The organism is Thalassolituus sp. (genome assembly GCF_034111725.1).
GTDB lineage: Bacteria > Pseudomonadota > Gammaproteobacteria > Pseudomonadales > Oceanobacteraceae > Thalassolituus.
Genome location: NZ_JAWUWR010000063.1, coordinates 42,062 through 66,765, shown reverse-complemented (window position 1 = coordinate 66,765; position 24,704 = coordinate 42,062). Strand labels below are relative to the sequence as shown.

Genomic DNA, 24,704 nt, shown 5'->3' with positions numbered 1-24,704 from the left:
CCAAAGCGAATGAACTCGAACCTTACGCGTATTTACGTACGGTACTGACGCGATTACCGCACTGTGAAACGGTGGACGATATTGAAAAACTGCTGCCGGAAAATATAGAACTGGCGGTTATTTAATTGGTAGATGGGGTTGTTTGAGCGCTTACAGATGAGTGATTCAACTAACTCTAAATAGTCCGTCAGGCGCATCGGGGTTCCCTCAGGCATATCCTGTTTAGGGTTTCCGACAAAGTTAAGAAGTTTAGTTACTTGTTGCTCTTATGATGACTGTCCGTAGTCGTTTCTTTGCTGGTGATTTTAGGGAAATAAATGAGACTTTCTTAGGGGGAATGGGCCAGGATTGGAAAATGTGGGACACTGGTGGAGCAAACGAGCCAGAATGAGAATAGCCAAGGTAGCATGAGTGATGGCTAGGTTCCTGCTAGGTAAGCGTCAGAGTAAGTTGAATCTTTCTATGGCTTCCTTCTAGCTTTAACCGACGGTGGCAATGTTATCATCTACCTATGTTGCAATATCTTTAGTCAGAAGTTATTTAAGTGGAAAGGTCATGTCAAAGAAGATAGTAAAATTCGAATATGAGAAAGAAACAAAGAACAGTGTTCGCTATCAAGAAGTTCCTGAAGACGGAACGGCGCCGATAATGGGAACCTTGTATATTCAAAAATGGTTTGCTGGTAATAGTAAATCGATTGAAATAACGATAGAGAAAAAAGATTAACCTCAGTCTTATTTGTGAAGCTTAAGGTGTTTGGGTTCTTCTGTGATGCTTTTGCGGCGTAGGATTGCTTTGGTTATTTAATACGGTAAACTACCGGCCAATTGGATTCTTTATGCAAAGGACGCAGCATGACCTCATCTCCCGACTTTTCTAGTTTTCTTTCTTATTACAATAGCGACGCCGGTCGAAAAGTGTACATCGATCCAGAGTTGATCTTGCCTTTCGCTGAGTATGTCAAGCCGGCCACCGATTCTGGCGATTTAATTGCAAGCGAAATTATGCAGCGACTTTCTTCCGTGGCAGATGGTAAAGATGCTGGACAAGCTGAAGGCAAGCCTGATTTGTATTACATGGATTTCGGGAAAATTACTGGGCACTGTGTTCGTTTGTTTTACAAGATTTTTCAGGATGATGCGGGGGGCCTAAGCCGAGGGCCGGGGGTCTATATCTATAACCTATGCGGATTTGCCCACAATCCTAACAAGGTCGGCGCTGGGTTGTTTCATATGAAGCATGCTCCGCGAGGATGGGATAGTACTCCAATCGGCGATCGACAGCTGAAAAATAAGATTTTTCGTATTGGGTCGGCACAGAATGAAAATGGATTATTATCACTGCAAGAACTGTCTCTAGAAATGCTAGCAGCTTCTGGTCAAGCGACGTATAAAACGGATTTCGACCTCTATCATAGTCCGTTGTCTATCATAATAGGCGATCAAAAGTACACGTCACCTGAAGCTCGAGGAAAAATCGCTAATCCACAAGAGTTAGCCGATATTCTTGTTGGGACGGCAACAGCAAATGAATGGGGCGGCTCACAGTTATACGATCATTATACTGTTTATGTTTATGATGAATCAGCCAAGCTTTTAACCGACGCTTTGCGATTGGTTAAAGGTTCTAATCAAGTGTTAAAAAAATTCGAGTTTCGTTTGTTAGAGCCTCATGCGCCTTTGTCTGTCGTTGCGCGGCTTGCAAATAACTTGGGTGCCACGGCGGTGTTAGATAAAACAGTGAAGACTGCCTTCTCATCAAGCTATCAGATGCTCGACCCTGCGTCATACGACGATAGTAACAGTAAGGTTTATGCTAAGTTTCAGCAGCAAATTCAAAATAAAGCGAATATTAGTTTTTTTGAAGTGTGGCGAAGTATGAAAACGGATACGAATTTTCTTAGGTAGTGTGATGATTTACTAGGCTGAATTAAAGAGATTATGTATGGATACGGTGATGAGACAAGCATGGAAAAATATAGCGGATTTTGCTGTATATTGTTTTGATGTAAATGGTTTTAGAATTCAAGCCCGTTGTAGCGACGACGCCAGATATAACGCACAGTATAAATATCAATTCACAGCCACAGATGTAAACCTAAATGCAAATCCCGATTGTACTGGCGAAATTATGCCTGTTAGAGGATCTATACGTATTCACGATAAGAGTTATGATGCTCTAGATTCTTTTTGGTTTACTTCTCTTTCAGTAAGGGTTTGGCCTAAAACCGATTTAGGAATGACTCAAGGACGTTGGAATTCTGTTGATGAAATTCGAGCAGATATATTAAGATTTTTCGGAAGATATGAAGAAAAAGTGAGAGAATGGCCTAACTACGTATCTCCTAGAATCCAATCCGACGTTGAAGTTTTAACCATAAATAATAGGCTATGGGGGCATGTTGCGTGCGCCAACTACGGTCAAGAAGATTGTTTTGTTACCGAGCTAACCGAGCATCTAATCATCATGGTCGATTTCGATGCCTCTTCTTGCTGGCCTAATGAAGCGCCACCACCGGCGGATATTAAATCCCATGTGAAGGGGTTTTTCTTAGATTACTTAAATCACTTCGATATTATCACTCGTGGCTCCGTGCCGGACGATGAATTACCGCCGCTGGGGTTTTATCCTTCAAAACGCGATGAGAAAGAAATTGATGCGGAAGGCAAAACGATTGAGTCGACGCCTGAGGCCTATGCACCGGAATCTTTGCTTAAATGGTAGGTCGATAGCCTTAGTTATTCTCTACTAAGGTTATTCTTTATTGCGGCCACAGGCTAAAACAACTTTATTTCTTCCGGTTTCTTTCGCATCATAAAGCGCTTTATCGGCTGTTTTTAGCAGGTCACTCATGCTGTTTACTCCTTCCGAGGGATAGCAGGCGACACCGAAGCTAGCAGTCACTTCAATACTATGCCCATCAACGTCTACTTTGGTTTCGCTAATCTTTTGGCGTAATCTTTCAGCAATACGAGCTGCAGTTTTGATATTAGTGCTCGGCAGCAGCACAGCAAATTCTTCACCGCCATAGCGGCCTACTTCATCATTTCTGCGGGCGTTATCCATCATTATTTTGGATGCGGCAACCAGTACTTCATCGCCAGCATGGTGCCCCCATTTATCATTAATGCGCTTAAAGTGATCTAAGTCGATCATAATGCAGGCTAACGGTGACATTGGATGAGCATGTTGCCTTTGTGCGCGCTCTATTTCTTCTTCGCCACGATTAATGAAGAAATTTCGGTTTGAGAGCCGTGTTAAGCCGTCAATGGTGGACATTTCTTGATATAAGCTTTCCCGCTCGGTCCAGCGCTTCATGGCAAGAATGCAAATGTAAATTAGGAAGGATAGAACCAGAACTATAAGCGCCCGGACAATCAGCCAGCCGAGTACTGGTTGACCATCGGGTTGTATGGGCGATTTTTCCAGCAGAATAGCGTAAGGCACGTTTGGCATGAAATCGGTGATCCCCATTACGGCTAGTACTGGCACAACTAACCAGTAGCAGAATCGAATTTTATTAACATCGGCTAAGGTGCAGGTGATGTTTACGCCAAGAAAGATGAGCAACAGGCCTTCAGTAAAGTGGCTACCGGTCAGGTAGCCACTGATCAATATCACGACGATATAACTGCCAATGATAAAGTTTTCAAAGAAGGGCCAGTCGTCGGCGTGATTTCGTCGGTGAAAGGCTTCAACGACAAGCCCAATAAGCACAAGAATATGAATCCCATACATCCAAAGCATGTAGGGTACTAACGTCTGATTTAAGTATTCAGGGGCTAAGATATTCGTTACCCAAATGGCGCTGCCAAAGCAGGCTGGCGCTAAAAAGACGAGTGACGCTAGAAGAAGGCAGCGGTCGATTGCTCGCCAATCCATCGGGTTGGAGAGCGATCTGTTGCGCAGCCGATTTGCGATGCCAACAATACTACCTAGATGCATGCCGAATTCTTCTTATGTGATAGGTTTCATTAGTTGTCTGTTTTCGTGGCAGATTCTCTACATACATCTGGTACGAAGTTCTATTCAATGGATGATTTGAGTATAGCTACTTTGGTGAAAGTCGACTGACTTCACTTGGATAGTCATTTGGTTGCAGCCTTCGTCTGGTTTATCATGTGCAGCGAAATTTCTGCTTCGACCACTCAAGAACCCACTATCAAGACGAGCAACGGGCCATGGCGATTCGCCTAAAGTACATTTGGACCACTGTTGCAGTGCTTTTGCTGCTGCTCCTTCAATATCGTCTGTGGTTTGATGACAGTGGTGTTGTAGCGAGCACCGAGCTGCGACAGCTAACCGATACCATGGAGAGCAATAATCTTCATCAGCAGCAAGTGAATCGTGACTTGCTGGCCGAAGTACACGATCTAAAAACCGGTACTGCGTTGCTTGAAGAAACCGCCCGCGAAGACCTAGGCCTGATTCGCGATGGCGAGACCTTTATCCTTTTTGTTGATCCTAAATAATGGCAGCTACCCGCTAATGTCTCGCTATTGGCCAATCCTTCCTGCCGCGGGTGTTGGGCGTCGCATGATGGCGGATCGCCCGAAACAGTATCTGCTACTGCAACAGCGCTTCTTACTCGACCATACCTTAGAATGCATGCTCAGCTACCCTAATTTTGAACAGGTAGTGATGGTGTTATCGGAAGATGATCCTTACTGGCCGCAAAGTCGCTATGCGCAAGATCCTCGTATTATTCGTGCTAATGGTGGTGCTGAGCGCTGCCATTCTGTATTGAATGGCTTAGCCGCGCTGGATGGGGTGGCGGCTGACGATGATTGGGTGGTGGTGCATGATGTTGCTCGCCCCTGTTTGCGCCATAGTGATCTCGATAAGTTATTTTCCGCATTGGTAGCTCCCGGTGCGATATTAGCGACACCGACTCGCGATACAATGAAGCGCGGGGTGGTCGTTGATGGCACTGGTAAAGTGCGCATAGACCATACCGTTGATCGAGTGCAGCTTTGGCATGCGCTAACGCCACAGGTATTTCGCTATGCTGAATTACGCGATGCGTTAACGACCTGTTTGGCGCAGGGCTATGAAGTGACAGACGAAGCCTCAGCCATGGAGCACTGTCAGCAGTTTCCATTATTGGTAGAAGGTCGAGCCGATAATATTAAGGTTACGCGCCCCGAAGATTTGGCGCTGGCCGAATTGTTTTTAACCCAAGATAGATAAATTCGCTTAGGAGTGAGTATGCGTATTGGTCATGGTTTTGATGTTCATGCGTTTGAAGACGGCGACTTTATTACATTGGGTGGTGTGCAGATTCCACATAGCCATGGCTTAAAGGCTCACTCCGATGGTGACGTGGCCTTACATGCGTTAGCGGATGCGTTATTAGGGGCGGCGGCCCTTGGTGATATAGGCAAGCATTTTCCGGATACCGAAGAGCAGTGGGCAGGTGCCGATAGTCGCGGATTATTACGGCATGTTGTTAGTTTGATCGACAACAAAGGCTACCGCGTAGGTAACGTTGATATCACTATTATTGCTCAAGCGCCGAAAATGGCGCCACACATTGAAGATATGCGCTCGGCTATTGCGGCTGATTTATGCGTACGCATCGACGATGTAAACGTTAAAGCTACAACCACAGAAAAGCTCGGCTATGTCGGGCGTAAAGAGGGCATTGCTGTACATGCGGTGGCCTTACTACTGGACTCTCGGGTGCGTTAAACCCGAGCGCCAACACAGAGATTAATTGCAGTGACAGAAACTTTATTGCCTAGCTGGCCTAACGCCTATCCAGAAACCGGTGCACATGGCTGGCTGAAACTTGAGAATGCCGATTTTCGGGTCGATGAAATTCCTCAAGAAATTCCTACAGGTGAGGGCGAACATGTTTGGCTGCACATCGAAAAGAACGGTGCAAACACGGCGTGGATTGCGGGTCGACTAGCTGAGTTTGCCGGTGTTCGCGATATGGATGTTGGCTACGCGGGCATGAAAGATCGCAATGCGATTACGCGCCAGTGGTTCAGCTTGTATTTACCTCGCGTTCAAGAGCCGGACTTCTCTGCATTAAATAACGAAGAGATGACAGTGCTAAGCCAGACTCGTCATGCGCGAAAATTACGTCGCGGCGACTTACTCGGCAATCGTTTTACGCTGGTGGTGCGTAAAGTTGAAGGTGATCGTGCCTTACTTGAAGCTAACCTCGAAGCGATTAAAGAGTACGGTGTCCCCAATTATTTTGGTGAGCAACGTTTTGGTTATGGCGGCGGCAATATTGAATCGGGTCGTGCCATGTTGGCTGGCGATTTACGCGTTCGTAATCGTAATAAAAAAAGTATTTATCTATCCGCAGTAAGGTCACTCGTTTTCAACGACGTGTTGGCCGAACGCATTCGACTTGGCTTATGGGGTAAAACCCTAGCTGGTGATTTATTGGATGATACGGGTGCGGTTACTGGCCCTTTATGGGGGCGTGGGCGTTTAACCTCCACCGAAGAAGCGCTGGCGTTAGAAACCAATATTGCTCAGCAGCATGCGGATCTCTGTGATGGTATGGAGCATGCGGGTTTAAACCAAGAGCGCCGTGCGCTCTCGGCTAAACCAGATGGTATGCGCTGGGAATGGCACGATAATGATGACTGTATTGTTGATTTAACACTCACCTTTTCGTTGGCTGCCGGTTATTATGCGACCTCTCTTATTCGAGAACTCATGCAAGTGGATGAGCCAGAAAGAAGATCGTTCGATGAACCGAGTCCTGACTCCGCAGAATCATGAGTGAATTTTATAAGCAGGTTTGCCAATGACATTGATGCTAGCGAATGATGATGGCGTTCACGCATTAGGTTTACGAACGCTAGCCGACGCCTTGACGGCAATCGGTCATGAAGTGTGCGTGGTTGCACCCGATCGCGATCGCAGCGGCGCGAGTAATTCGCTAACGCTTGATCGCCCGCTTCATCCTGTTCATCTCGAAAATGGCTTCATTAGCTTAAATGGTACGCCAACCGATTGCGTTCATTTGGGCGTGAATACTTTCTTTGCGGATCGCTGTGAGCGTGTCATTTCGGGTATCAACAGTGGCGCTAATCTAGGCGATGATGTGCTGTATTCCGGTACTGTCGCCGCAGCAATGGAAGGACGCTTTTTAGCGAAAACGCCGATTGCCGTGTCTTTAACCGGCCGCACTCACTTTGCTACAGCGGCGCGTATATTGATCGAGCTACTGCCGAAGTTAGAAAGCCTAGTTTTACCGACGAATTCGATTATTAATATCAATGTACCTGACCGTCTTTACGAAGACTTGAACGGCTTTGAAGTGACGCGCTTGGGCCACCGCTTGAGTTCTGATAACCCAGTTTTAACCACTAATCCGCGTGGTAAAGAATGCTATTGGATTTCTGCGGCAGGAGCGGCTGCTGATGCAGGGCCAGGTACAGATTTTTACGCCATTGAACAAGGGCGTGTATCCATTACCCCGATTCAAATGGACATGACACTGCACAGTGCCATCGATACATTGAGTACGCAGTTGCGTTAATAGGAATAGGCGTGAACGAACAGCAGTTAACAGGTATTGGTATGACGTCGCAGCGCACGCGCAATCGCTTGGTTCAGCGTTTGCGGGATGCCGGCATTCAAAGCGAAGCTGTACTGAGTGTAATTGCGACGACACCGCGACATCTTTTTGTCGATGAAGCCTTAGCTCATAGAGCCTACGAAGATACCGCCTTACCTATTGGTAATAATCAAACCATCAGTCAGCCGTATACCGTTGCTCGAATGACCGAAGTCTTGTTGGCGGCTGGGCCGTTAAACCGAGTGTTGGAAATCGGTACTGGTTCTGGCTATCAAACTGCAGTACTCAGCCCTTTGGTTAAACAACTTTATAGTGTTGAGCGTATCGAACCTTTGCACATACGTGCAGTAGAGCGTTTGCAGAGGCTAGGATACGACAACGTACGATTATCTATGTCTGACGGTACTTGGGGTTGGCCCGAACATGGCCCTTACGATGGTATATTGGCCGCCGCTGCGCCAGAAGAAGTGCCAGAGTCATTACTTGAGCAATTAGTGGACGGCGGACGTTTGGTATTACCGGTTGGTGGTGCAGAGCAAAAGCTAGTATTGATTACTCGTCATGGCGACCATTTTTCGCGTAAATCGTTAGAGCCAGTGCGTTTCGTGCCCTTTTTGCCGGGTGTGCAGCGTTAGTTCTTATTCAATACTTAGGACGCTACCTCGCGTCCTTTTTTACGCCTAGTTAAATCGATGCAATAAAGGAGTGTCACGGAGTGAACATGTCAGCGGTATGGTTATTTTTAAAAGGTGTCGCGATGGGCGCTGCGGATGTTGTACCGGGAGTGTCTGGTGGCACCATCGCTTTTATTACCGGTATTTACGGCGAGTTACTCGATTCGATTCGCAGTATTAATCTTAATGCACTGAAGACGCTATTTCGCGACGGCCCTCAAGCCGCATGGAAAGCCATCAACGGCACATTTTTACTGACATTAGGGAGTGGTATTTTATTAGCGCTGGTGTCACTGGCTCGCGTTCTACACCATTTATTACTCCATTATCCCGTTTTACTGTGGGCATTTTTCTTTGGATTGATCATCGCGTCATGCTGGCATATGGGTAAAACTATCGCGCAATGGCGCTGGCAAGAGTTGCTTGCGCTTGTCAGCGGTGCAGTAATTGCGGCATTTATCAGCTTGGCTTCGCCAACGTCGATAGAACCAACCACGCTAATTATCTTTGGTGCGGGCAGTATTGCCATCTGCGCCATGATTTTACCTGGGATTTCAGGTAGTTTTATTCTTCTACTGATGGGCTTATACGAACCTGTTCTGGGCGCTGTTCGCTCTGGAGATATAGTTCTTCTGGGTACGTTTGCCGCGGGCGCTGGGCTAGGCCTTATGTTGTTTTCAAGAGTGTTGAGTTGGCTACTGCACCACTATGAACACACATTAATGGCATTACTGACGGGATTTATGGCGGGATCTTTGGTCAAAGTATGGCCTTGGAAAGAAACCATTAGCACGCGAGTGAACAGTAAAGGTGAAGTTATCCCCTTTATTCAGCAAAATAGTTTGCCTGTTGTCGATGATATGTTCGTGGTGGCAGTGGTTTTGATGGTGATTGGAGCGCTTGTTGTGCTCATTATGGAGCGAGTAGCTGTCTCTCATAAATAACAAATGGGACATTAAGTTCAGCACAAGATCACCAAAGCGGCCACCTCGATGGCCGCTTTTTTTGTTACACCCTAGTAAGTTCCTGTATACAGTGACTAATATGAAAAAATTCCTATATTTTTTAGATTGTTTAGGAATAACTAATTATTTTTAAAGTTCAAAAAGTTAGTTATTGACATAACTTTTCAACATTGTAAAAAACCGTCATTTTGCAGTGTCAAAAAACAACCACATACGGACAACCATGAAATTAGCGGCCACTGTCATATTAGTCACATTAGTAACACTCGTCTCAGGGTGCCTCTCTAGTCGCGAATTCGTCTCAGTTGAAGAGAAGTTCACTAAAGGAGAAAGGGCGTCAGGTTTCCATCAGGTTCGCCGTGGCGACACACTGTTTTCCATTGCATGGCGCTATGGACTGGACTATAGGGAGTTGGCGAGTGCTAACTCAATCTCTAGCCCCTATGTTATCTACCCTGGTCAAAAAATTGACATCTCATACCCACCATCTCAGGTACGTCAAGGCGTCGTCGCGAGCGTCGAAAAACCGTCAAAAGTACCGTCGGTCAAGGAAAGTGTACCTAAGCCTACTACGCAAAAAAGTCATAACGCGCCGATTTTGCCACCATCCTCAGCGGAAACTGACTGGAAATGGCCGACAAATGGGCGTCTGATTGGTTACTTTTCAGCCAAAAAGCCGGTGAACAAGGGGATTGATATCGCCGGTTCTTTGGGTGAATCTGTGTTGGCAGCAGCGGCCGGATCCGTGGTTTATGCGGGAACCGGATTACGCGGTTATGGCAACTTGGTGATCATTCGACACAACGAAAAATTCCTAAGTGCCTATGCCCACGCTAGCCGCATTGTGGTTCGAGAGAACGAAAGTGTTAAAGCGGGGCAGAAAATTGCCGAAATAGGATCTACTGGTACCGACAAAGTGAAACTTCACTTTGAGATCCGAGAAAACGGCAAGCCGGTTGATCCGCTGAAGTTCCTTCCCAAAACGGGTGGGGGCAGTGGATGAAAATTAATCAATCGTTCTGGCACAAAATCTGTTTCGGTTCAGATTCAGGGCGATAACAAAAATAGGCGGGAATGAACATGGCAGTACAACAACGGGAAATTCGTGAAGAAGACGTTTTTGATGATGTTGAAGCGATCGAAGAGCAGATTGAAGACTCAGCAGACGTCGAAGGAGTAGAAGAGCGTTTTGCTGCGGATACTTCGCACAAAGCTCTGGATGCTACTCAGTTGTATCTCAATGAGATTGGGTTCTCGCCTTTGCTTTCAGCAGAAGAGGAAGTGCACTACGCTCGCTTAGCACGTAAGGGTGACGAGATGGGCCGTCGTCGCATGATTGAGAGTAACCTACGACTGGTAGTGAAAATTTCACGCCGTTATGTAAACCGTGGGTTATCCCTGCTGGATTTGATCGAAGAAGGCAACCTAGGCCTGATTCGAGCAGTAGAAAAGTTTGATCCAGAGCGTGGCTTCCGTTTCTCGACTTACGCTACTTGGTGGATTCGCCAAACGATCGAACGTGCCATCATGAACCAAACGCGTACCATTCGTTTGCCGATTCATGTGGTGAAAGAATTAAACGTATACCTACGTGCTGCTCGCGAGCTTACTCAGAAGTTGGATCACGAACCGACTGCTGAAGAAATTGCAGCCTTGCTAGAGAAGCCTGTAGAAGACGTAAAGCGCATGCTCAAGCTTAATGAGCGCGTAACATCAGTGGACACACCGTTAGGTCCGAATTCTGATAAGTCGATCTTGGATACCATCGCTGACGATCGTGTATCTGATCCTGGCGAAGAATTACAACGTCAAGATATTCAGTCGAACTTGGATCAGTGGATCGAAGAGCTGCCTGAGAAGCAACGTGAAGTCTTATCTCGTCGTTTTGGCTTGCGCGGTTATGAAACCAGCACCCTTGAAGATGTGGGCCGTGAAATTGGTTTGACGCGTGAGCGTGTACGTCAGATCCAAGTTGAAGCCCTGAAGCGTTTACGTGAAATCATGGAAAAACAAGGTCTGAACGCCATGACCCTGTTCGGTGAAGCGTAAGCAATTCGTAGTAAACATTCCTGATCTAATAAAAAACCCAGCAATTGCTGGGTTTTTTATTGGCCGCTAATAAATACTAGCGGCGGAGTTAGCTCTCGATGAATTAGAACGGAATATCGTCGTCAAAATCATCAAAGTTATTGCTTGGCTGTGGCGCTTGAGCTGGCTGCTGATAACCACCTGGTGCCGGACGACCTTGCGGCGCGGCTTGTGGATGAGCGGGTTGCTGGTAGCCACTATGCTGTGGTGCTGCTTGTTGTGGAGCGTATTGCGGAGCCTGTTGAGGCGCACGCTGCGGCGCTTGTTGTGGTGCGTGTTGCGGAGCTTGCATTGGTTGCTGATAGCCACCACCTTGCGGTGCATTCATACCACCCATGCCGCCCATTGCTGCCGCTGCGTTACCGGCCATTGCAGGAGCAGAAGACATGCCGTCACCGCGACCATCTAACATCATCATATCGTTAGCAACAATCTCGGTGGTATAGCGTTTTACGCCGTCTTTTTCCCACTCGCGAGTACGCAGCTTACCTTCGAAATACGCTTTTGAGCCTTTCTTCAGATATTGCTGAATGATTTCGGCTAATTTTCCGTAAACGGTAATACGATGCCATTCAGTGGCTTCAACTTTTTGACCGGTTTGCTTATCGGTATAGCTTTCGTCGGTAGCCAGATTGACGTTGGCCACGGCATTGCCATTTGGCATGTAACGAACTTCTGGGTCACGACCCAGAGTACCAATAAGTGTCACTTTATTAACGCTGCGACCCATGATTATCTCCTGTGGAATGAATTATGGCAGAGGCCTGATTACGATCGAAGACGTCTGCGCTCACTTTTAAATAGATGGCGCACTCATCCGCTAGATGAAGTACTTCAGAAACGCCGGATAATGACATCAAGCTGGTGAGCTGTTGCTCAGAACAGTTGCCGTCGGTCGTCAGGCGGACACTGGTTAGATGTTGAGGTGCCGAGGACTGTCCAATGACGATCCCCCAAAGTACCACCAAGACCCCTAGCCCGACAAATAATACGCTAACTCCATAGTTCTGCAGAACCCATCCGCCAAGGCTTCCGCCGACGAATGCCCCCATAAACTGCATACTGGAATAGATGCCCATTGCACTGCCTTTTGCACCGGCTGGCGCTATCTTGCTGAGCCAAGATGGCAAGCTGGCTTCCATCAAATTAAAGCCCCAGAAATAGAGCAATAATAAGCCAACCCAATGCCATAGTTGATGTGCTTGGCTCATGCCAATTAAGGCAATGGCGATAATAATGGCCGCGATAAGCACGACGTTTTTCATTTGGCGCTTTTTCTCGGCAATGATGATCAAAGGCACCATCAAAATAAAGGCAACGCCCAATACGGGAAGGTAGAGCCAGCTGTGATGATCGGGAGTTAATCCTGAAACCGTTAGCTGACCTGGAATCGCTACGAATATGGCTACCATTAGGGCGTGTAGTAGAAAGATCCCTAGGTTCAATGGCCACAAACGTAAGTTACGTAACTGTTTACCGACTTCCGCCATGACAGCGGTCGCATCGCGATGAGGTTGAGCTGGTGGATTGGGAATAACCCACAGCGTAACCAGTAAACCGCCGATGGCCAGTGCCGCGGTTAGGCCAAATATCAAACTTAAGCCGCCCATGCCAGCGAGCCATGGACCGAGAATTAAAGCGACTGAAAATGATAAGCCGATGCTCGCGCCAATAGAGGCCATCGCCTTCATGCGGTGTTCTTCGCGAGTTAAGTCGGTTACCAATGCCATGATCGCACTTGCAATCGCGCCACAGCCTTGAAGTGCTCGACCAAAGATGACGCCGTATACCGAATCAGCGCTGGCCGCGATAATGCTGCCTAATGCAAATATGATTAAACCGCCAATGATCACAGGTTTGCGACCGATGCGATCGGATAAAGCCCCTGCGGGAATTTGCAGTAAGGCCTGGGTTAGTCCATAAATCCCCATCGCCAAGCCCAGTAGCTGCGGTGTTGCTCCTGATAGCGACTGGCCATGAATCATCATAACCGGCAAAACCATAAATAAGCCGAGCATGCGTAGGGCATACAAAGAGGCTAACGAGGCGACGGCACGTTGTTCGGTGCGAGTGGTGGCAGACATAGTCATTGCTTGCTGTATTGTCCGAGTATCGTCAAAAAGGGCGCCAGTTTAGCAGTATTGTCTGCGCTTGATTAGATCATGCTGCAGATTGATTTGATTTCGACGAGGTAAACTCACGATATGGCGTAAATAGATCAGAAAAAGAATTACACACAGTTACAAAAATAAGAAAAAAAACAATAAGTAGAGTGGCATTTTGGGCCGGAATGCGTAAACTCAGGCTAGGGCTTAATAAGCCTTCATGGATGAAAAAAAGACATAAAGGAGCTATGTTATGGGTAAAGCAACTGATGCCGCCGATCGCCGCGTAATCTTGTTTGGCCAACAAAATCTGCAAAATTCTATTCTTATCGGTTTTATTCACCAGCGCACTCGCGTCGACTGCCAATTGGTTAGCGTGCCTGAGTGGCGTGGCGAGTGGACAAGCAATGCAGGTCAAACCCTCGCGTTGATTGATGCCGATAGTGCCCGTACTGATCGAATTCAAGAGCTACTCGAACAAATACACGATCAGCAGGCCGATATATCGGTTGCCTTCTTCAATACCAGTCGTAGTCACCCAGTAGAGCGCATGATCGTTTGGCCTATGGTCAACGGCTTGTTCTATCGTGAGACTTCACAGCAGCAGTTAAGCAAAGGCATTCTTGGTATTTTCGATGGGGAATACTGGTTACCTCGTCATTTGATGGCGCAGTACTTGGAGCGTAATCGTCATAAGCCTAAGAGGTTAACTGCGTTTGATGGTTTGCTGACCAAGCGCGAGAAGCAAATTCTGCAATTAACCGCTACAGGTGCCACGAATACTGAGATTGCGACGTCGCTGAGTGTCAGTATGCATACGGTAAAAACGCACATCTATAACTTGTTTAAAAAGATCGGCGTAACCAATCGCATTCAAGCGGTGAACTGGGCGCAAGAGAATATGGATGAGTTGTTGCACGAGAGTATTGAATAAGCGGCTGAACCTGCGCCTCGCTTGCTCTACAATGGTGGCTTTCTTCTCATAAGCAGTGATCGCCATCTATGGATAAGATTCAGGTTCGCGGGGCCCGCACCCATAACCTTAAAAACATTGATATTGATATACCACGAGATCAGCTAGTCGTGATCACGGGCCTTAGTGGTTCGGGTAAATCATCGTTGGCGTTTGATACACTCTACGCAGAAGGCCAGCGTCGCTACGTTGAATCACTTTCAACGTATGCTCGCCAGTTTTTATCTATGATGGAAAAGCCTGACGTCGATTTGATCGAAGGCTTATCTCCAGCTATTTCGATCGAACAGAAGTCTACGTCGCACAACCCGCGTTCTACTGTGGGTACTGTGACAGAGATCTACGATTATCTACGATTATTGTTTGCTCGCGTCGGTATTCCTCGTTGCCCTGATCACGATGTTCCCCTAGAAGCACAAACCGTCAGTCAGATGGTCGATGCTATTGTCGCTTTGCCTGAAGACAGCAAACGAATGATCTTGGCGCCCGTTATTCGCGATCGCAAAGGCGAGCATGTGCACGTTTTTGAAAGTTTACGTGCGCAGGGATTTATACGCGTGCGTATCGACGGCACGGTATGCGATTTGGATGATACCCCTGACCTTGATAAACGTCGTAAGCATACGATCGAAGTCGTGGTTGACCGTTTCAAAGTTAAAGATGGCATTCAGCAGCGTTTGTCAGAGTCGATCGAAACTTGCTTAGAGCTAAGCGGAGGCCTCGTTATTGTTGCTTCGATGGACGATGAAAAAGCAGAGCCCTTATTGTTTTCATCGCAGTTCTCCTGTCCTCATTGTGGCTACAGCCTGTCAGAATTAGAACCGCGTTTGTTCTCGTTTAACAATCCTGCGGGTGCTTGTCAGAGTTGCGATGGTTTAGGCGTTAAGCAGTATTTTGATCCCGAATTAATCGTTCACAACGATAGTCTAACGATTGCCGAAGGCGCTATTCGTGGTTGGGATCGTCGCAGTATCTATTATTTCCAGATGCTAACGTCGGTCGCAGAGCATTATGGTTTCGATCTTAATCAAGCATTTGCCGATTTATCACCCGAACAGCAATCACTATTGCTAAACGGCACAGGCGAAGATGAAGTTAAGTTCGTTTACGTGAACTCGCGCGGCGACCGTATGACGAAAGAGCACCCATTTGAAGGGGTGTTGCCGAATCTTGAGCGTCGTTATCGCGAAACGGATTCACAAATGGTGCGTGAAGAGCTAGCCAAATACTTAAGCGTGCAGCCGTGTCCTGTATGTGAAGGTTCGCGCTTACGTCGTGAGGCTCGTAACGTTTTTATTGGTGATAAAACAATTCACGCGTGTACTTCATTACCGATTGAGGATGCGTACAAGTATTTTTCTGGGCTGACATTGGATGGCCACCGTGGAGAAATCGCAGAAAAAATTGTCAAAGAAATTCGTCAGCGTTTGCAGTTTTTGGTGAATGTAGGTTTAGAGTATTTAACCTTAAATCGTAGCTCCGATACCTTGTCGGGTGGCGAAGCTCAGCGTATTCGTTTGGCGTCACAGATTGGCGCAGGTTTGGTTGGCGTTATGTATATTCTTGATGAACCGTCCATCGGTTTGCATCAACGAGATAATGATCGCCTTCTTAAAACTTTGTTTCATTTACGCGATCTTGGCAATACCGTTATCGTTGTTGAACACGATGAAGATGCAATCCGCAGTGCCGATTATTTAATCGATATCGGCCCAGGTGCGGGAGTACATGGTGGGCGGATTATTTCTCAAGGTTTACCGAACGATGTAATTAACGATCCCGCGTCGGTAACTGGGCAGTTTTTATCGGGAAAACGTCGCATTGAAGTACCGAAAAAGCGTACTGAATTCGATCCCAAAAAAGTGCTTAAATTAACCGGCGCTCGTGGCAATAATTTAAATAATGTCGATTTAACCATTCCATTAGGCGTGATGACCTGCGTGACGGGTGTTTCTGGCTCAGGTAAGTCGACATTAATTAATCGTACTTTATATCCGCTAGCTGCGACTGCCCTGAATGGCGCGACGACATTAAAAGCGGCGGAGTATGACGAAGTCACCGGGTTAAACAAACTCGATAAAGTGGTCGATATTGATCAGTCTCCTATTGGTCGTACCCCGCGTTCTAACCCCGCAACGTATACCGGCATTTTTACTCCTGTACGTGATTTGTTCGCTGGTACGCAAGAGGCGCGGTCGCGTGGCTATAAGGCTGGACGTTTCTCTTTCAACGTCAAAGGTGGTCGTTGCGAAGCTTGCCAAGGTGATGGTGTTATTAAAGTAGAAATGCACTTCTTGGCTGACATCTACGTGCCTTGCGATGTCTGTAAAGGTAAGCGTTATAATCGCGAAACGTTAGATATTCGTTATAAAGGTAAGAATATCCACGAAGTTTTGGATATGACAGTTGAAGATGCCCGCGATTACTTTGAAGCGATTCCAGCGGTCTCGCGCAAGCTGCAAACTCTAATGGATGTCGGTTTGAGCTACATAAAATTAGGTCAGGCCGCGACGACTTTATCTGGTGGTGAAGCTCAGCGGGTTAAATTAGCGAAAGAATTATCTAAACGTGATACCGGTAGTACCTTGTATATTTTGGACGAGCCAACCACGGGTTTACATTTTCATGATATTGAGCAACTGCTGGTGGTTTTGCATCGATTGCGTGATCACGGCAATACGGTTGTGGTCATCGAACATAACTTGGATGTTATTAAAACCGCAGACTGGATTATTGATCTTGGCCCTGAGGGTGGCTCTAAAGGTGGCTATATTGTCGCTGAAGGCACTCCGGAAGATGTGGTTAAAGTAAAAGAATCGCACACAGGCCACTTTTTGAAACCGTTACTAAAACAACGGTAATCAGAGGCGTTTACATGTCACGAATGATTTGTGGCGGCTGTGAACGCCCAGTGTCTGTCTGTTTATGCGCGAGTGTCGTTGCGGTTAAACCTCCGTGCTCAGTTGTTATCTGGCAAGATCCGACTGAAGCACGGCATAGGCTGTCGACGACACCTCTATTGCATAAGACTTTGCTTGGTAGTCGGTTACTAGTGGGTGATGTCTTTAGTTATGATGACGTCTTTCAAGATGCAGGCCAGCCTGCACTTGTTTTTCCGCTAGAACATAAATTGGCGTTAACCGGCAGTAGCGATGAATCACCGATTGGGACCTTGCTGCTATTAGACGGTACATGGCGAAAAGTGAGGCGTTTATTTCACTTAAATCCGTGGCTGTATGATTTGCCGCATATTCGATTAGCGCCTGAACAACTTAGTCGTTATAGCATACGTAAAAGTCCTCGAGAGGACGGTGTCTCGACGATGGAGGCTGGGTTGTTGGCCTGCCAATGGCTAGATCCAAATAGCGATTATCTAGCGTCGCTGAGTGTGTTGGATAAAATGGTCGAATTACAACAATCATTTATAAAATAAAAAACGCCGAACAAGTCAGCGTTTTTTATTTGTGCGTTTGATTTAAAAACTATAAACCACTTTCACCGATCCATCGACAGCCGAGCTATCAATATATCCAATAATATTTGGATTGTTGGCTACAAGCGCCTTCACGTCTGCATCGCTACCACTTTCTTTTGGTGGTGTGCCTTTGCCGGTAAAAATTAAACGAGACCAGTAAGCTTTTAACTGACTTGAATTCTTACCGAGTACTTTGTCGTTAAAACTCTCGCGAGCCGCAGCGCCATCAGTTTGGTCTACAGGAATCGCTTGATTGCCATCAGGGAAGTTTGAAGTTTTACCTAAAAATATCCGCGATAAGGTATCTGCATCAATACTGGCGTTAGCATTGTTAGTGCTAACAATGACAGAAACTTCTGCATAAGCATTCGCACCCAACAATACGCACAGACATAGTGAAAAACGAGTTATTAAATTAAATTTCATAATGCTTTTCCTTAAAATACTAAGTCAATTGCTGCTGAATACAACATGCCAGATTTACCATCAACGCCTGTAATGGTTTTTTCATCTTGGTATTGGACTTCAAACTTAAAGGCTGTACCGGTGTCGTAATCATATCGAGCACCCAAAATATAAGATTGCTCATGTACCTCAACGTTACTTTTCAGGGTTTTTTGTAAGGTGTCTCCTTCGGTTAAATCACGCTGAGATGTATAGGTGAGGTGTACGGTCGTTGTGTCAAAACGTTTTGCCCCTGATATTAGAAAAGCATTGTCATCAAGAATCATTTCGGAGTCCTGGCGCAGGGCAGTGTATTCGGCAACCACGGCGTAATCACCATTATCCCAAGTACCAGCGGCCTCTATAAATTGAGAGGTTTGTCCTGCGATATCAAAGTCATCGCCTCGGCCAAAGAAGGTTGCTGCCGCCAGTAAACCGTCTAGAGCTCTGCTGCCGGTAGCATCCAAGTCGGAATATACATCAGCACGGTGGTATGACAGGCGCGTACCAAAATTACCGCGATTAAGATTTAATACTACCCCTCCAAAGTTTTTGAGTTCGAATTCATAGATCTCACCGGCCAAACCTACTGGACCACCAAAACGTCCAAAATAGGTTTGCACTGAGCCATCGGTTGATCCCATGGTAAAACGATGAGTGACGTCAATCCCGTTTACTGAAGAAAATGCGTCTAAGCGATAAACTTCCTCTGGCGGACGCACCCAGTTATAGGCATAGCCTACTTCAAGGAAGTCAGAATAATAAAAGAATGGAGTGCGCAGGCGACCAACGCGAACGTCGGTGTCACTATCTATAGCGTAAGAAACATAAGCCCATGCCGCATTGGTGTCGTAGGCTTCGTTTCCGCGTGATACTAACTGAGTGGTTGCTGAGGTTTTATCATTAATTTGCTTGGTGATTTGCAGAGCAATAACGGTATCGTTAGAAAAATTCGCATCGGTATCAAACCCAGATACAGCGATATCATCTGTAGATAACATACCTACGCCAACAGACATGAAACCGTTGATGTGTAAATCATCGTCACTAGCGGAAGCCTGAGCAGAAGCCAGTATGGCTACAGCTAACAATGTGGGCTTAATTCTAAGCATGGACCTTATCCTTACTTTTGTTGGGTTATTACAACGATAGTAAACAACGAAGGAACGTCAACTTTATCTTGCTTATTTTGGCCTAAATTAATCACTTTATATGCTTTCTAGGGCTATTTTTGCCTTGGGCGCTTTCGCGCACCCATAAAAAACGCCGAACTAGTCGGCGTTTTTTGAATACTAATTACTTACGCATTTTCTGTCATAGAGGTGATGTGTTTAATTTGACGTTGAATGAGAGATTCGGTTTTTTCGGGTAATTCTTTCAGCCAATAGGTGATTTGTTCACGACCATGTAGGTCGGACACTAGCGGCCCTTCATGCCATTCAATACAGAGTTCGTCATCAATGTGTTCGACCAAAGTATGACTTACCAGAATTCGATTTTCTTCGCTTTGGTTGGCGAGATGCGATGCCCAGTGCACGGTATCGCCAATTAAGTTGCATTGGGTGTGGTTATCTTCTTGTAGCGGTGCCATTAATACCGGCCCCCAATGTGCAGCGATATGGAATTCAAGCGCTAGTAGAGGGCTATCATGCTCGCGTAAATAATTGACCAAACCAGAAAATAAGCGCGCAGCATATAAACAATGTAGCGACGCATTGCGATCGTTATTGGGTATACCAAACATCATTACCACGCCATCGCCAAGGTAGCGATCCACCTTGCCGTTATATAGCTTCGCGGCCTGGCTGAGCAGTCGGTGGTACTGGTTAAGTGTTTGGGTTAATTCAGCGGCACTCAGGCGATTCTGCAGAATCTCGAGATCTTGGATCTCAATAAATAATAGTGCGGCATCATAATATTTAAGTGGGTCGGGATAAGGGGAGTCGCTGTTCGACATGAACTGACCGAGTGCGATATTCATTGCGCGCTTTTGGCTCTCGCGGCGTGCGATTTTTTCTAGAGTTAGATGTAAGGCTAAGTTATCGGCGTCGCTGGGTTTAGCCGGTAGCGCTAGATCTTCACCTTGTTGCCAGAGCAACATCTGTTGCTGCAAGCGGCGCGTGTAATACGAGTGTCTTTCGCCAAATTGATAGGCGATGAGTGCGCCAAGCAAAGCCAGTACACTGCTAGCGATTAAGCCAATCGAAAAGTAACGTTGCGAAAGTTGAGTTGCGGTAGCTGTGTTAGCAAAGCTAATAATCAAACCAATGTTTTTTGCATCTTGCAGAACCGGAACGGATATTTTTTGACTGCCTGTTTGCTCTTGTCCGCGTTCGGCGAGAATTTGTTGCTCTGTATCTAAAACACGAATGCCATCAATTGCATTGCCACTGTCCCAGTCATTTAGAGTCAAATTCAAACTAATACGGTCTTGACGTAACAGGCTCGGCGTCAAGGCGACGCTGAGTTGTCTTAGTTGCCTTGTGCTGTCTTCAATACTGCTATTCCGCAGCTGCGTACTCAAGTGGCTGTATGTCAGCACACTGACGAGTAAGCCGGTAACTAAGATCATTAAGGCTGCAGTGAGGCCGATAATCTGACTGGTGTTCAGTTTTTGTTGACGTAAGCGTCTTAACAGCATGATACGACCTAAAGAATCGAAGATTTCCATAACTTTAATGGTATTATATGCGCCGCCTGCAGTAACGCCAGCGCCCAACGGGCAAACTTGAGCGGTGTTACACGATATAAACGGTTAATTTGTATGGGGAAACACCATGAGTGATGTGAAGCAGTCTCTTCAAGATAAACTTCAGCAACTGGAAAAAGGCCTGTTCCTGATGAGCCTTGATCGTGTACGTGCTCTGTCTGTGCATGAGACAGTAGAGCTGATCGAAGATTTGCGTGCCGTAGTGGCCGCTGCAAAAGCAGATGCCAACAAGCTGTAATAGTTAACAATCGAGATTGATACAGGTGAAGTCCGTGACGGAATTGGTTCTAATCCGTGTGACTGGGGCCGATAAGCCCGGGTTAACCTCAAGCATCAGTGCCATATTGGCGCAGTATGATGTAACGATTCTCGATATTGGTCAGGCCGAAATCCACGACACCTTGTCGCTCGGTATTTTGGCCGCCATCCCTTCCCGGGCTGAATCAGCACCGGTGTTGAAGGATGTATTGTTTAAGGTGCACGAGCTAGGGTTAGACGTTAGCTTTGCACCAGTAACCCCCGAAAGTTACGATCAATGGGTATCTGGCCAAGGTAAGGCGCGTCATATTATTACCTTGCTCGCCCGTGCTATCGAAGCTGAAGCCATTTCGCGTATTACCGCAATTGTTGCTGAACATGGTTTAAACATTGATCAAATCAATCGTTTGTCTGGGCGTGTTCCATTAGATAAGCGTTCTGAAACGACTCGGGCATGCGTTGAGTTCTCAGTGCGTGGTGTCGCAGATCAGAAAGCCATGCGCGCGCAATTTCTAGAAGTTGCCAATGACCTTGGTGTTGATATCGCCTTCCAAGAAGATGATGTTTATCGTCGTACCCGCCGTTTGGTGTGTTTCGACATGGACTCAACGCTGATCGAAACCGAGGTGATCGACGAATTAGCACATGCCGCGGGTGTTGGTGAGCAAGTAGCGGCGATCACTGAACGGGCGATGCAAGGCGAGTTAGATTTCACCGAGAGCTTTCAGCAGCGTGTTGCATTGCTGAAAGGTTTGAGTGGCGACGTTTTGCAAGGTATTGCTGAGCGTTTACCGGTGACCGAAGGTGCTGAGCGTTTGATCAGTAACTTAAAAGCCTTAGGTTATAAAACTGCGATTTTATCGGGCGGATTCAACTATTTTGGCCACTATTTACAGCAAAAATTAGGTATTGATTACGTCTTTGCCAACGAGCTGGAAATGGAAGGTAATGTTGTCACTGGGCGAGTCACTGGACGCGTTGTCGACGGTCAGCGCAAAGCTGAGCTACTGCGCGAGCTGGCCGAACGTGAAGGAATCCGCTTAGAGCAGACGATTGCCGTTGGTGATGGTGCTAATGATTTGCCAATGCTTAGTATTGCCGGTTTGGGTATTGCATTCCGTGCTAAGCCTCTTGTACGTGAAAATGCTAAACATGCAATTTCTACCTTGGGCCTAGACGGGATTTTATACCTGTTGGGTTATCACGACCGCGATATTAATTGATCACTCAATGACTAAGCTTCTGTAGTCAGAGGCTTAGTCATTATTCTCTATTCGGCTGTTGAAGCCTCATCACTGAAGTCGTACGTCATCCCTGCTTGCGGACCTTGTACGTAGAATCCCTGAATGAAATGCACACCCATCTGCCAGATGGATGAAACTGATGCTGCGCTTTCGACGAGCGGCACAATGCTGATCTTTCCGGCAGAGTGAATGTCCGCTAGCAGTGCTTTAAGTTGTTTTTGTGCGCCTGAATTTTGCGCTAACTCTTGAGTGAAGGAACCATCGACTTTTACATAATCAACGTCGATATGCTCAAGAGTTTGCATTGGTACTAAAGCGCAACCAAAGCGACTAATCGCAGTCAGCATGCCGTGGCGACGTACGCCGTAAGCGAAGCGTTTCGCTTGGGCTAAGTGCTGGCCAGCATCATCCTCATTGAATTGGAATATGACGGATCCAGAAGCCAAACCTGCGGCTTTCATCGCCACGACTATCCAGTTAGCCAAAGTATCATCACGCAATGATGCTGCGGATATATTGATAAATACTCGGGTTTTATGCCCTTTGCGATGATGCTCGGAGAGTAATTTTGTGGTGTGAATAATGACCCAACGGTCGATTTTACGTTTTAGTTCATCACTGATGTGTGGTGTGTTGAGGAACTCGCCTGCTGAAATATCCTCACCGGAATTAGTCGGTAAGCGCAGCAAAGCTTCATAGTGCTCAAGGTCTTCACCACGTAAGCTAATCAGTGGCTGGAACAATAAGCGCAGGTGGTTTGCTTTTAGAGCCGAAGCTAACTGTTGCTCTAACTGTGGAGGTCCGGCTGGGGTCACATCTTCACGTAACATGAACAAGCTAACCCCATTGCCGTGTTCGTGTCCTGCTTGCTGGCGCACGGCATCCGCCGCAACGTGTGCTTGTTGCAGGGCGTCTTCAGGACTAGGGCTATTGCTGTTAATCAGTGTGATACCGATGCTGGTGGTGACTTGGACTGTTCGGTTGTCGACTTCGATTAGCCGTTCTGCAATGGCGTGACATAGTTCCTGCGACAGTTTTTGCGCAGCTTCTGGATTTGATATGGGCGTTAACCAACCGAATACGTCCTCTCCAATGCGAGCGACGACATCATCGTCGGTCATATATTCCTTTAAGCAGTTAGCAACCGCGCATACGACATCATCAGAATGTTGAATACCAATATCACGCTTCACTCGTCCAAAGCCGTCGACATTAATGTAAAGCAGAGCACTGCTTTCATTGAGCATGACGGCGCGGTCGATTACTGAGGCTAATCTATCGGCAAAATGAGGCTTATTATATAGACCTGTCATTATGTCGCGGATGCGCAGCTCATCAATTTCCGCTTCGAGTACTTCGTGTTTTTCTTCTTGTTGAATAAGGACCTGAGTGCACATTTCGTCGGCATACATTGCCGCACTGAATGTCATTCCCATAGGGAACTCTAGCCCGTTAGGGTCAATACCAGTAGTGTGTAGCTCGCTGTTGTTTAGCGGATCGGTCTGATAACTTTTTAAGAAGCTTTTGAAGGTCTTTTGTTCATTGCCTGCAACCATGTCCATAATGGGCATGCCTTCCAGCTCTTCGACAGAGTCATAGCCAAATAACTCTAGATAGGCTGTGTTAGCGTAGACATGCATGCCGTCGTACACATAGGCGATGGCATCTTTCGAACTTTCGAGCAGGTTTCTGCAGCGTTTTTCTGTTTCGCGTAAGCGCACCTGAAGGATGCGTAAGTCGCGACGACACATCAAATTATTAAGCTCGCGTTGAATCGATAGCATGATGATATTACTTTCTTCAAACGGCACGACCGCCGCTGCACCGCGTTGTAAGGCTGTTTCTAATTGCATCGGATCGGCATCACGAGGAATCAAAATGAGCGGTAGATCTTTGTTCAGGCGCTGAATCTGGGTCAATAATTCTTCATAGGTGATACCGCAAGCACTTGGCTCTGCGACAACGATATCCCAGTTTTTTTCCTGAATCATTCCAGCAAAATCAGCGAGAGAGGTAATGCTTTGAGCACGGGTGGCACTGCCGCTGTTGCGGATCAAACTAACCAAACTTTCAGCATCATTTTGCGTGTTGGTTAGTAGCAACAAATGCAGTGTGTCGCGACTTAGTGCCATGAAAACCTCAGAATTCTAAAACGCCAATTATAGAGCTCGACCAGAAAAATAAAATGTCTGAAATTGACAAAAATGGTCAGTAGGCAA

General features: G+C 46.7%; 25 protein-coding genes. 18 read left to right on the top strand and 7 right to left on the bottom strand.

Annotation, left to right across the window (positions count from 1 at the left end; all coding sequences use genetic code 11):
• From UXZ23_RS10880 to UXZ23_RS10865, 4 genes are all read left to right on the top strand, one after another.
• Positions 1–125 (top strand): transposase domain-containing protein (locus tag UXZ23_RS10880; RefSeq protein ID WP_320820601.1); only part of this gene is annotated, 125 nt, incomplete at its 5' end.
• Between the two features lie 430 nt (positions 126–555).
• Positions 556–726 carry a hypothetical protein gene (locus UXZ23_RS10875; protein WP_320820598.1) on the top strand — a complete coding sequence of 57 codons (171 nt, stop codon included), beginning with the start codon at positions 556–558 and terminating at the stop codon, positions 724–726.
• A gap of 128 nt (positions 727–854) precedes the next feature.
• Positions 855–1,907: a hypothetical protein gene (locus tag UXZ23_RS10870; RefSeq protein ID WP_320820597.1), complete on the top strand. Its 1,053-nt coding sequence runs from the start codon at positions 855–857 to the stop codon at positions 1,905–1,907.
• A gap of 37 nt (positions 1,908–1,944) precedes the next feature.
• Complete coding sequence (locus tag UXZ23_RS10865) at positions 1,945–2,724, top strand: hypothetical protein (RefSeq protein WP_320820596.1); 780 nt, start codon at positions 1,945–1,947, stop codon at positions 2,722–2,724.
• A 30-nt stretch (positions 2,725–2,754) separates the two neighbouring features.
• Here the strand turns inward: UXZ23_RS10865 and UXZ23_RS10860 are convergent, their stop codons facing one another.
• Positions 2,755–3,882 (bottom strand): GGDEF domain-containing protein, encoded by a 1,128-nt coding sequence (locus UXZ23_RS10860; protein ID WP_320820595.1) that lies wholly within the window; start codon positions 3,880–3,882, stop codon positions 2,755–2,757.
• 299 nt (positions 3,883–4,181) lie between these two features.
• Here UXZ23_RS10860 and UXZ23_RS10855 point away from each other — a divergent pair, with 299 nt between their 5' ends.
• The 9 genes from UXZ23_RS10855 to rpoS all read left to right on the top strand — a co-directional run bounded on the left by UXZ23_RS10855 (position 4,182) and on the right by rpoS (position 11,237).
• Positions 4,182–4,472 (top strand): FtsB family cell division protein, encoded by a 291-nt coding sequence (locus UXZ23_RS10855; RefSeq protein WP_320820594.1) that lies wholly within the window; start codon positions 4,182–4,184, stop codon positions 4,470–4,472.
• A 16-nt stretch (positions 4,473–4,488) separates the two neighbouring features.
• The gene (gene ispD, locus UXZ23_RS10850) at positions 4,489–5,190 is read left to right on the top strand and encodes a 2-C-methyl-D-erythritol 4-phosphate cytidylyltransferase (RefSeq protein ID WP_320820593.1); all 702 of its coding nucleotides are present in this window, start codon (positions 4,489–4,491) and stop codon (positions 5,188–5,190) included.
• 18 nt (positions 5,191–5,208) lie between these two features.
• Positions 5,209–5,691: a 2-C-methyl-D-erythritol 2,4-cyclodiphosphate synthase gene (gene ispF, locus UXZ23_RS10845; protein WP_015488169.1), complete on the top strand. Its 483-nt coding sequence runs from the start codon at positions 5,209–5,211 to the stop codon at positions 5,689–5,691.
• Positions 5,692–5,721: 30 nt separating this feature from the next.
• The gene (gene truD, locus UXZ23_RS10840; RefSeq protein WP_320820592.1) at positions 5,722–6,747 is read left to right on the top strand and encodes a tRNA pseudouridine(13) synthase TruD; all 1,026 of its coding nucleotides are present in this window, start codon (positions 5,722–5,724) and stop codon (positions 6,745–6,747) included.
• 25 nt (positions 6,748–6,772) lie between these two features.
• Positions 6,773–7,510 (top strand): 5'/3'-nucleotidase SurE, encoded by a 738-nt coding sequence (gene surE / locus UXZ23_RS10835; protein WP_320820591.1) that lies wholly within the window; start codon positions 6,773–6,775, stop codon positions 7,508–7,510.
• A 41-nt stretch (positions 7,511–7,551) separates the two neighbouring features.
• Positions 7,552–8,184, top strand: coding sequence for a protein-L-isoaspartate(D-aspartate) O-methyltransferase (locus UXZ23_RS10830; protein ID WP_320820600.1), 633 nt, complete (start codon positions 7,552–7,554; stop codon positions 8,182–8,184).
• An 86-nt stretch (positions 8,185–8,270) separates the two neighbouring features.
• The gene (locus UXZ23_RS10825) at positions 8,271–9,167 is read left to right on the top strand and encodes a DUF368 domain-containing protein (protein ID WP_320820590.1); all 897 of its coding nucleotides are present in this window, start codon (positions 8,271–8,273) and stop codon (positions 9,165–9,167) included.
• Positions 9,168–9,411: 244 nt separating this feature from the next.
• Positions 9,412–10,191: a peptidoglycan DD-metalloendopeptidase family protein gene (locus tag UXZ23_RS10820; RefSeq protein ID WP_320820589.1), complete on the top strand. Its 780-nt coding sequence runs from the start codon at positions 9,412–9,414 to the stop codon at positions 10,189–10,191.
• A gap of 77 nt (positions 10,192–10,268) precedes the next feature.
• The gene (gene rpoS / locus UXZ23_RS10815; RefSeq protein ID WP_320820588.1) at positions 10,269–11,237 is read left to right on the top strand and encodes an RNA polymerase sigma factor RpoS; all 969 of its coding nucleotides are present in this window, start codon (positions 10,269–10,271) and stop codon (positions 11,235–11,237) included.
• A gap of 103 nt (positions 11,238–11,340) precedes the next feature.
• Here the strand turns inward: rpoS and ssb are convergent, their stop codons facing one another.
• The gene (gene ssb / locus UXZ23_RS10810; RefSeq protein ID WP_015488162.1) at positions 11,341–12,006 is read right to left on the bottom strand and encodes a single-stranded DNA-binding protein; all 666 of its coding nucleotides are present in this window, start codon (positions 12,004–12,006) and stop codon (positions 11,341–11,343) included.
• Positions 11,990–13,360 (bottom strand): MFS transporter, encoded by a 1,371-nt coding sequence (locus tag UXZ23_RS10805; RefSeq protein ID WP_320820587.1) that lies wholly within the window; start codon positions 13,358–13,360, stop codon positions 11,990–11,992. The genes ssb and UXZ23_RS10805 overlap by 17 nt, the downstream gene beginning before the upstream one ends.
• Positions 13,361–13,634: 274 nt before the next feature.
• On the opposite strand from UXZ23_RS10805, the gene UXZ23_RS10800 reads away from it, so the two are divergent.
• The 3 genes from UXZ23_RS10800 to UXZ23_RS10790 all read left to right on the top strand — a co-directional run bounded on the left by UXZ23_RS10800 (position 13,635) and on the right by UXZ23_RS10790 (position 17,787).
• Positions 13,635–14,315, top strand: a complete 681-nt coding sequence (locus UXZ23_RS10800) for a LuxR C-terminal-related transcriptional regulator (protein WP_320820586.1) — start codon at positions 13,635–13,637, stop codon at positions 14,313–14,315.
• 68 nt (positions 14,316–14,383) lie between these two features.
• The gene (gene uvrA / locus UXZ23_RS10795; protein WP_320820585.1) at positions 14,384–17,215 is read left to right on the top strand and encodes an excinuclease ABC subunit UvrA; all 2,832 of its coding nucleotides are present in this window, start codon (positions 14,384–14,386) and stop codon (positions 17,213–17,215) included.
• A gap of 14 nt (positions 17,216–17,229) precedes the next feature.
• On the top strand, positions 17,230–17,787 hold the full coding sequence (locus UXZ23_RS10790; RefSeq protein ID WP_320820584.1) for a tRNA-uridine aminocarboxypropyltransferase: 558 nt from the start codon (positions 17,230–17,232) through the stop codon (positions 17,785–17,787).
• Positions 17,788–17,829: 42 nt separating this feature from the next.
• On the opposite strand, the gene UXZ23_RS10785 is transcribed toward UXZ23_RS10790, so the two are convergent.
• The 3 genes from UXZ23_RS10785 to UXZ23_RS10775 form a co-directional block, all read right to left on the bottom strand.
• Positions 17,830–18,255 carry a phosphate ABC transporter substrate-binding protein gene (locus UXZ23_RS10785; protein ID WP_320820583.1) on the bottom strand — a complete coding sequence of 142 codons (426 nt, stop codon included), beginning with the start codon at positions 18,253–18,255 and terminating at the stop codon, positions 17,830–17,832.
• Positions 18,256–18,266: 11 nt separating this feature from the next.
• Entirely contained in the window at positions 18,267–19,385 is a 1,119-nt protein-coding gene (locus UXZ23_RS10780) for a hypothetical protein (protein ID WP_320820582.1), read from the bottom strand.
• A gap of 188 nt (positions 19,386–19,573) precedes the next feature.
• Entirely contained in the window at positions 19,574–20,914 is a 1,341-nt protein-coding gene (locus UXZ23_RS10775; RefSeq protein ID WP_320820581.1) for an adenylate/guanylate cyclase domain-containing protein, read from the bottom strand.
• A 136-nt stretch (positions 20,915–21,050) separates the two neighbouring features.
• On the opposite strand from UXZ23_RS10775, the gene UXZ23_RS10770 reads away from it, so the two are divergent.
• Together UXZ23_RS10770 and serB are read left to right on the top strand one after the other, a co-directional pair.
• The gene (locus tag UXZ23_RS10770) at positions 21,051–21,221 is read left to right on the top strand and encodes a hypothetical protein (protein ID WP_015488155.1); all 171 of its coding nucleotides are present in this window, start codon (positions 21,051–21,053) and stop codon (positions 21,219–21,221) included.
• Between the two features lie 34 nt (positions 21,222–21,255).
• Positions 21,256–22,464, top strand: a complete 1,209-nt coding sequence (gene serB, locus UXZ23_RS10765) for a phosphoserine phosphatase SerB (RefSeq protein WP_320820580.1) — start codon at positions 21,256–21,258, stop codon at positions 22,462–22,464.
• A gap of 47 nt (positions 22,465–22,511) precedes the next feature.
• Here the strand turns inward: serB and UXZ23_RS10760 are convergent, their stop codons facing one another.
• Positions 22,512–24,617 carry an EAL domain-containing protein gene (locus UXZ23_RS10760; protein WP_320820579.1) on the bottom strand — a complete coding sequence of 702 codons (2,106 nt, stop codon included), beginning with the start codon at positions 24,615–24,617 and terminating at the stop codon, positions 22,512–22,514.
• Positions 24,618–24,704: the final 87 nt, after the last annotated feature.

Bases quoted from the DNA above. Each gene is read 5' to 3' on its own strand.
- UXZ23_RS10855 (WP_320820594.1), top strand. From the start codon at position 4,182: ATGGCGATTCGCCTAAAGTACATTTGGACCACTGTTGCAGTGCTTTTG.
- surE (WP_320820591.1), top strand. From the start codon at position 6,773: ATGACATTGATGCTAGCGAATGATGATGGCGTTCACGCATTAGGTTTA.
- UXZ23_RS10870 (WP_320820597.1), top strand. From the start codon at position 855: ATGACCTCATCTCCCGACTTTTCTAGTTTTCTTTCTTATTACAATAGC.
- UXZ23_RS10830 (WP_320820600.1), top strand. From the start codon at position 7,552: ATGACGTCGCAGCGCACGCGCAATCGCTTGGTTCAGCGTTTGCGGGAT.
- uvrA (WP_320820585.1), top strand. From the start codon at position 14,384: ATGGATAAGATTCAGGTTCGCGGGGCCCGCACCCATAACCTTAAAAAC.
- ssb (WP_015488162.1), bottom strand. From the start codon at position 12,006: ATGGGTCGCAGCGTTAATAAAGTGACACTTATTGGTACTCTGGGTCGT.
- UXZ23_RS10875 (WP_320820598.1), top strand. From the start codon at position 556: ATGTCAAAGAAGATAGTAAAATTCGAATATGAGAAAGAAACAAAGAAC.
- UXZ23_RS10785 (WP_320820583.1), bottom strand. From the start codon at position 18,255: ATGAAATTTAATTTAATAACTCGTTTTTCACTATGTCTGTGCGTATTG.
- UXZ23_RS10790 (WP_320820584.1), top strand. From the start codon at position 17,230: ATGTCACGAATGATTTGTGGCGGCTGTGAACGCCCAGTGTCTGTCTGT.
- UXZ23_RS10800 (WP_320820586.1), top strand. From the start codon at position 13,635: ATGGGTAAAGCAACTGATGCCGCCGATCGCCGCGTAATCTTGTTTGGC.
- UXZ23_RS10820 (WP_320820589.1), top strand. From the start codon at position 9,412: ATGAAATTAGCGGCCACTGTCATATTAGTCACATTAGTAACACTCGTC.
- UXZ23_RS10760 (WP_320820579.1), bottom strand. From the start codon at position 24,617: ATGGCACTAAGTCGCGACACACTGCATTTGTTGCTACTAACCAACACG.
- UXZ23_RS10805 (WP_320820587.1), bottom strand. From the start codon at position 13,360: ATGTCTGCCACCACTCGCACCGAACAACGTGCCGTCGCCTCGTTAGCC.
- UXZ23_RS10780 (WP_320820582.1), bottom strand. From the start codon at position 19,385: ATGCTTAGAATTAAGCCCACATTGTTAGCTGTAGCCATACTGGCTTCT.
- UXZ23_RS10825 (WP_320820590.1), top strand. From the start codon at position 8,271: ATGTCAGCGGTATGGTTATTTTTAAAAGGTGTCGCGATGGGCGCTGCG.
- ispD (WP_320820593.1), top strand. From the start codon at position 4,489: ATGTCTCGCTATTGGCCAATCCTTCCTGCCGCGGGTGTTGGGCGTCGC.
- rpoS (WP_320820588.1), top strand. From the start codon at position 10,269: ATGGCAGTACAACAACGGGAAATTCGTGAAGAAGACGTTTTTGATGAT.
- UXZ23_RS10865 (WP_320820596.1), top strand. From the start codon at position 1,945: ATGGATACGGTGATGAGACAAGCATGGAAAAATATAGCGGATTTTGCT.
- UXZ23_RS10860 (WP_320820595.1), bottom strand. From the start codon at position 3,882: ATGGATTGGCGAGCAATCGACCGCTGCCTTCTTCTAGCGTCACTCGTC.
- UXZ23_RS10775 (WP_320820581.1), bottom strand. From the start codon at position 20,914: ATGCTGTTAAGACGCTTACGTCAACAAAAACTGAACACCAGTCAGATT.
- ispF (WP_015488169.1), top strand. From the start codon at position 5,209: ATGCGTATTGGTCATGGTTTTGATGTTCATGCGTTTGAAGACGGCGAC.
- UXZ23_RS10770 (WP_015488155.1), top strand. From the start codon at position 21,051: ATGAGTGATGTGAAGCAGTCTCTTCAAGATAAACTTCAGCAACTGGAA.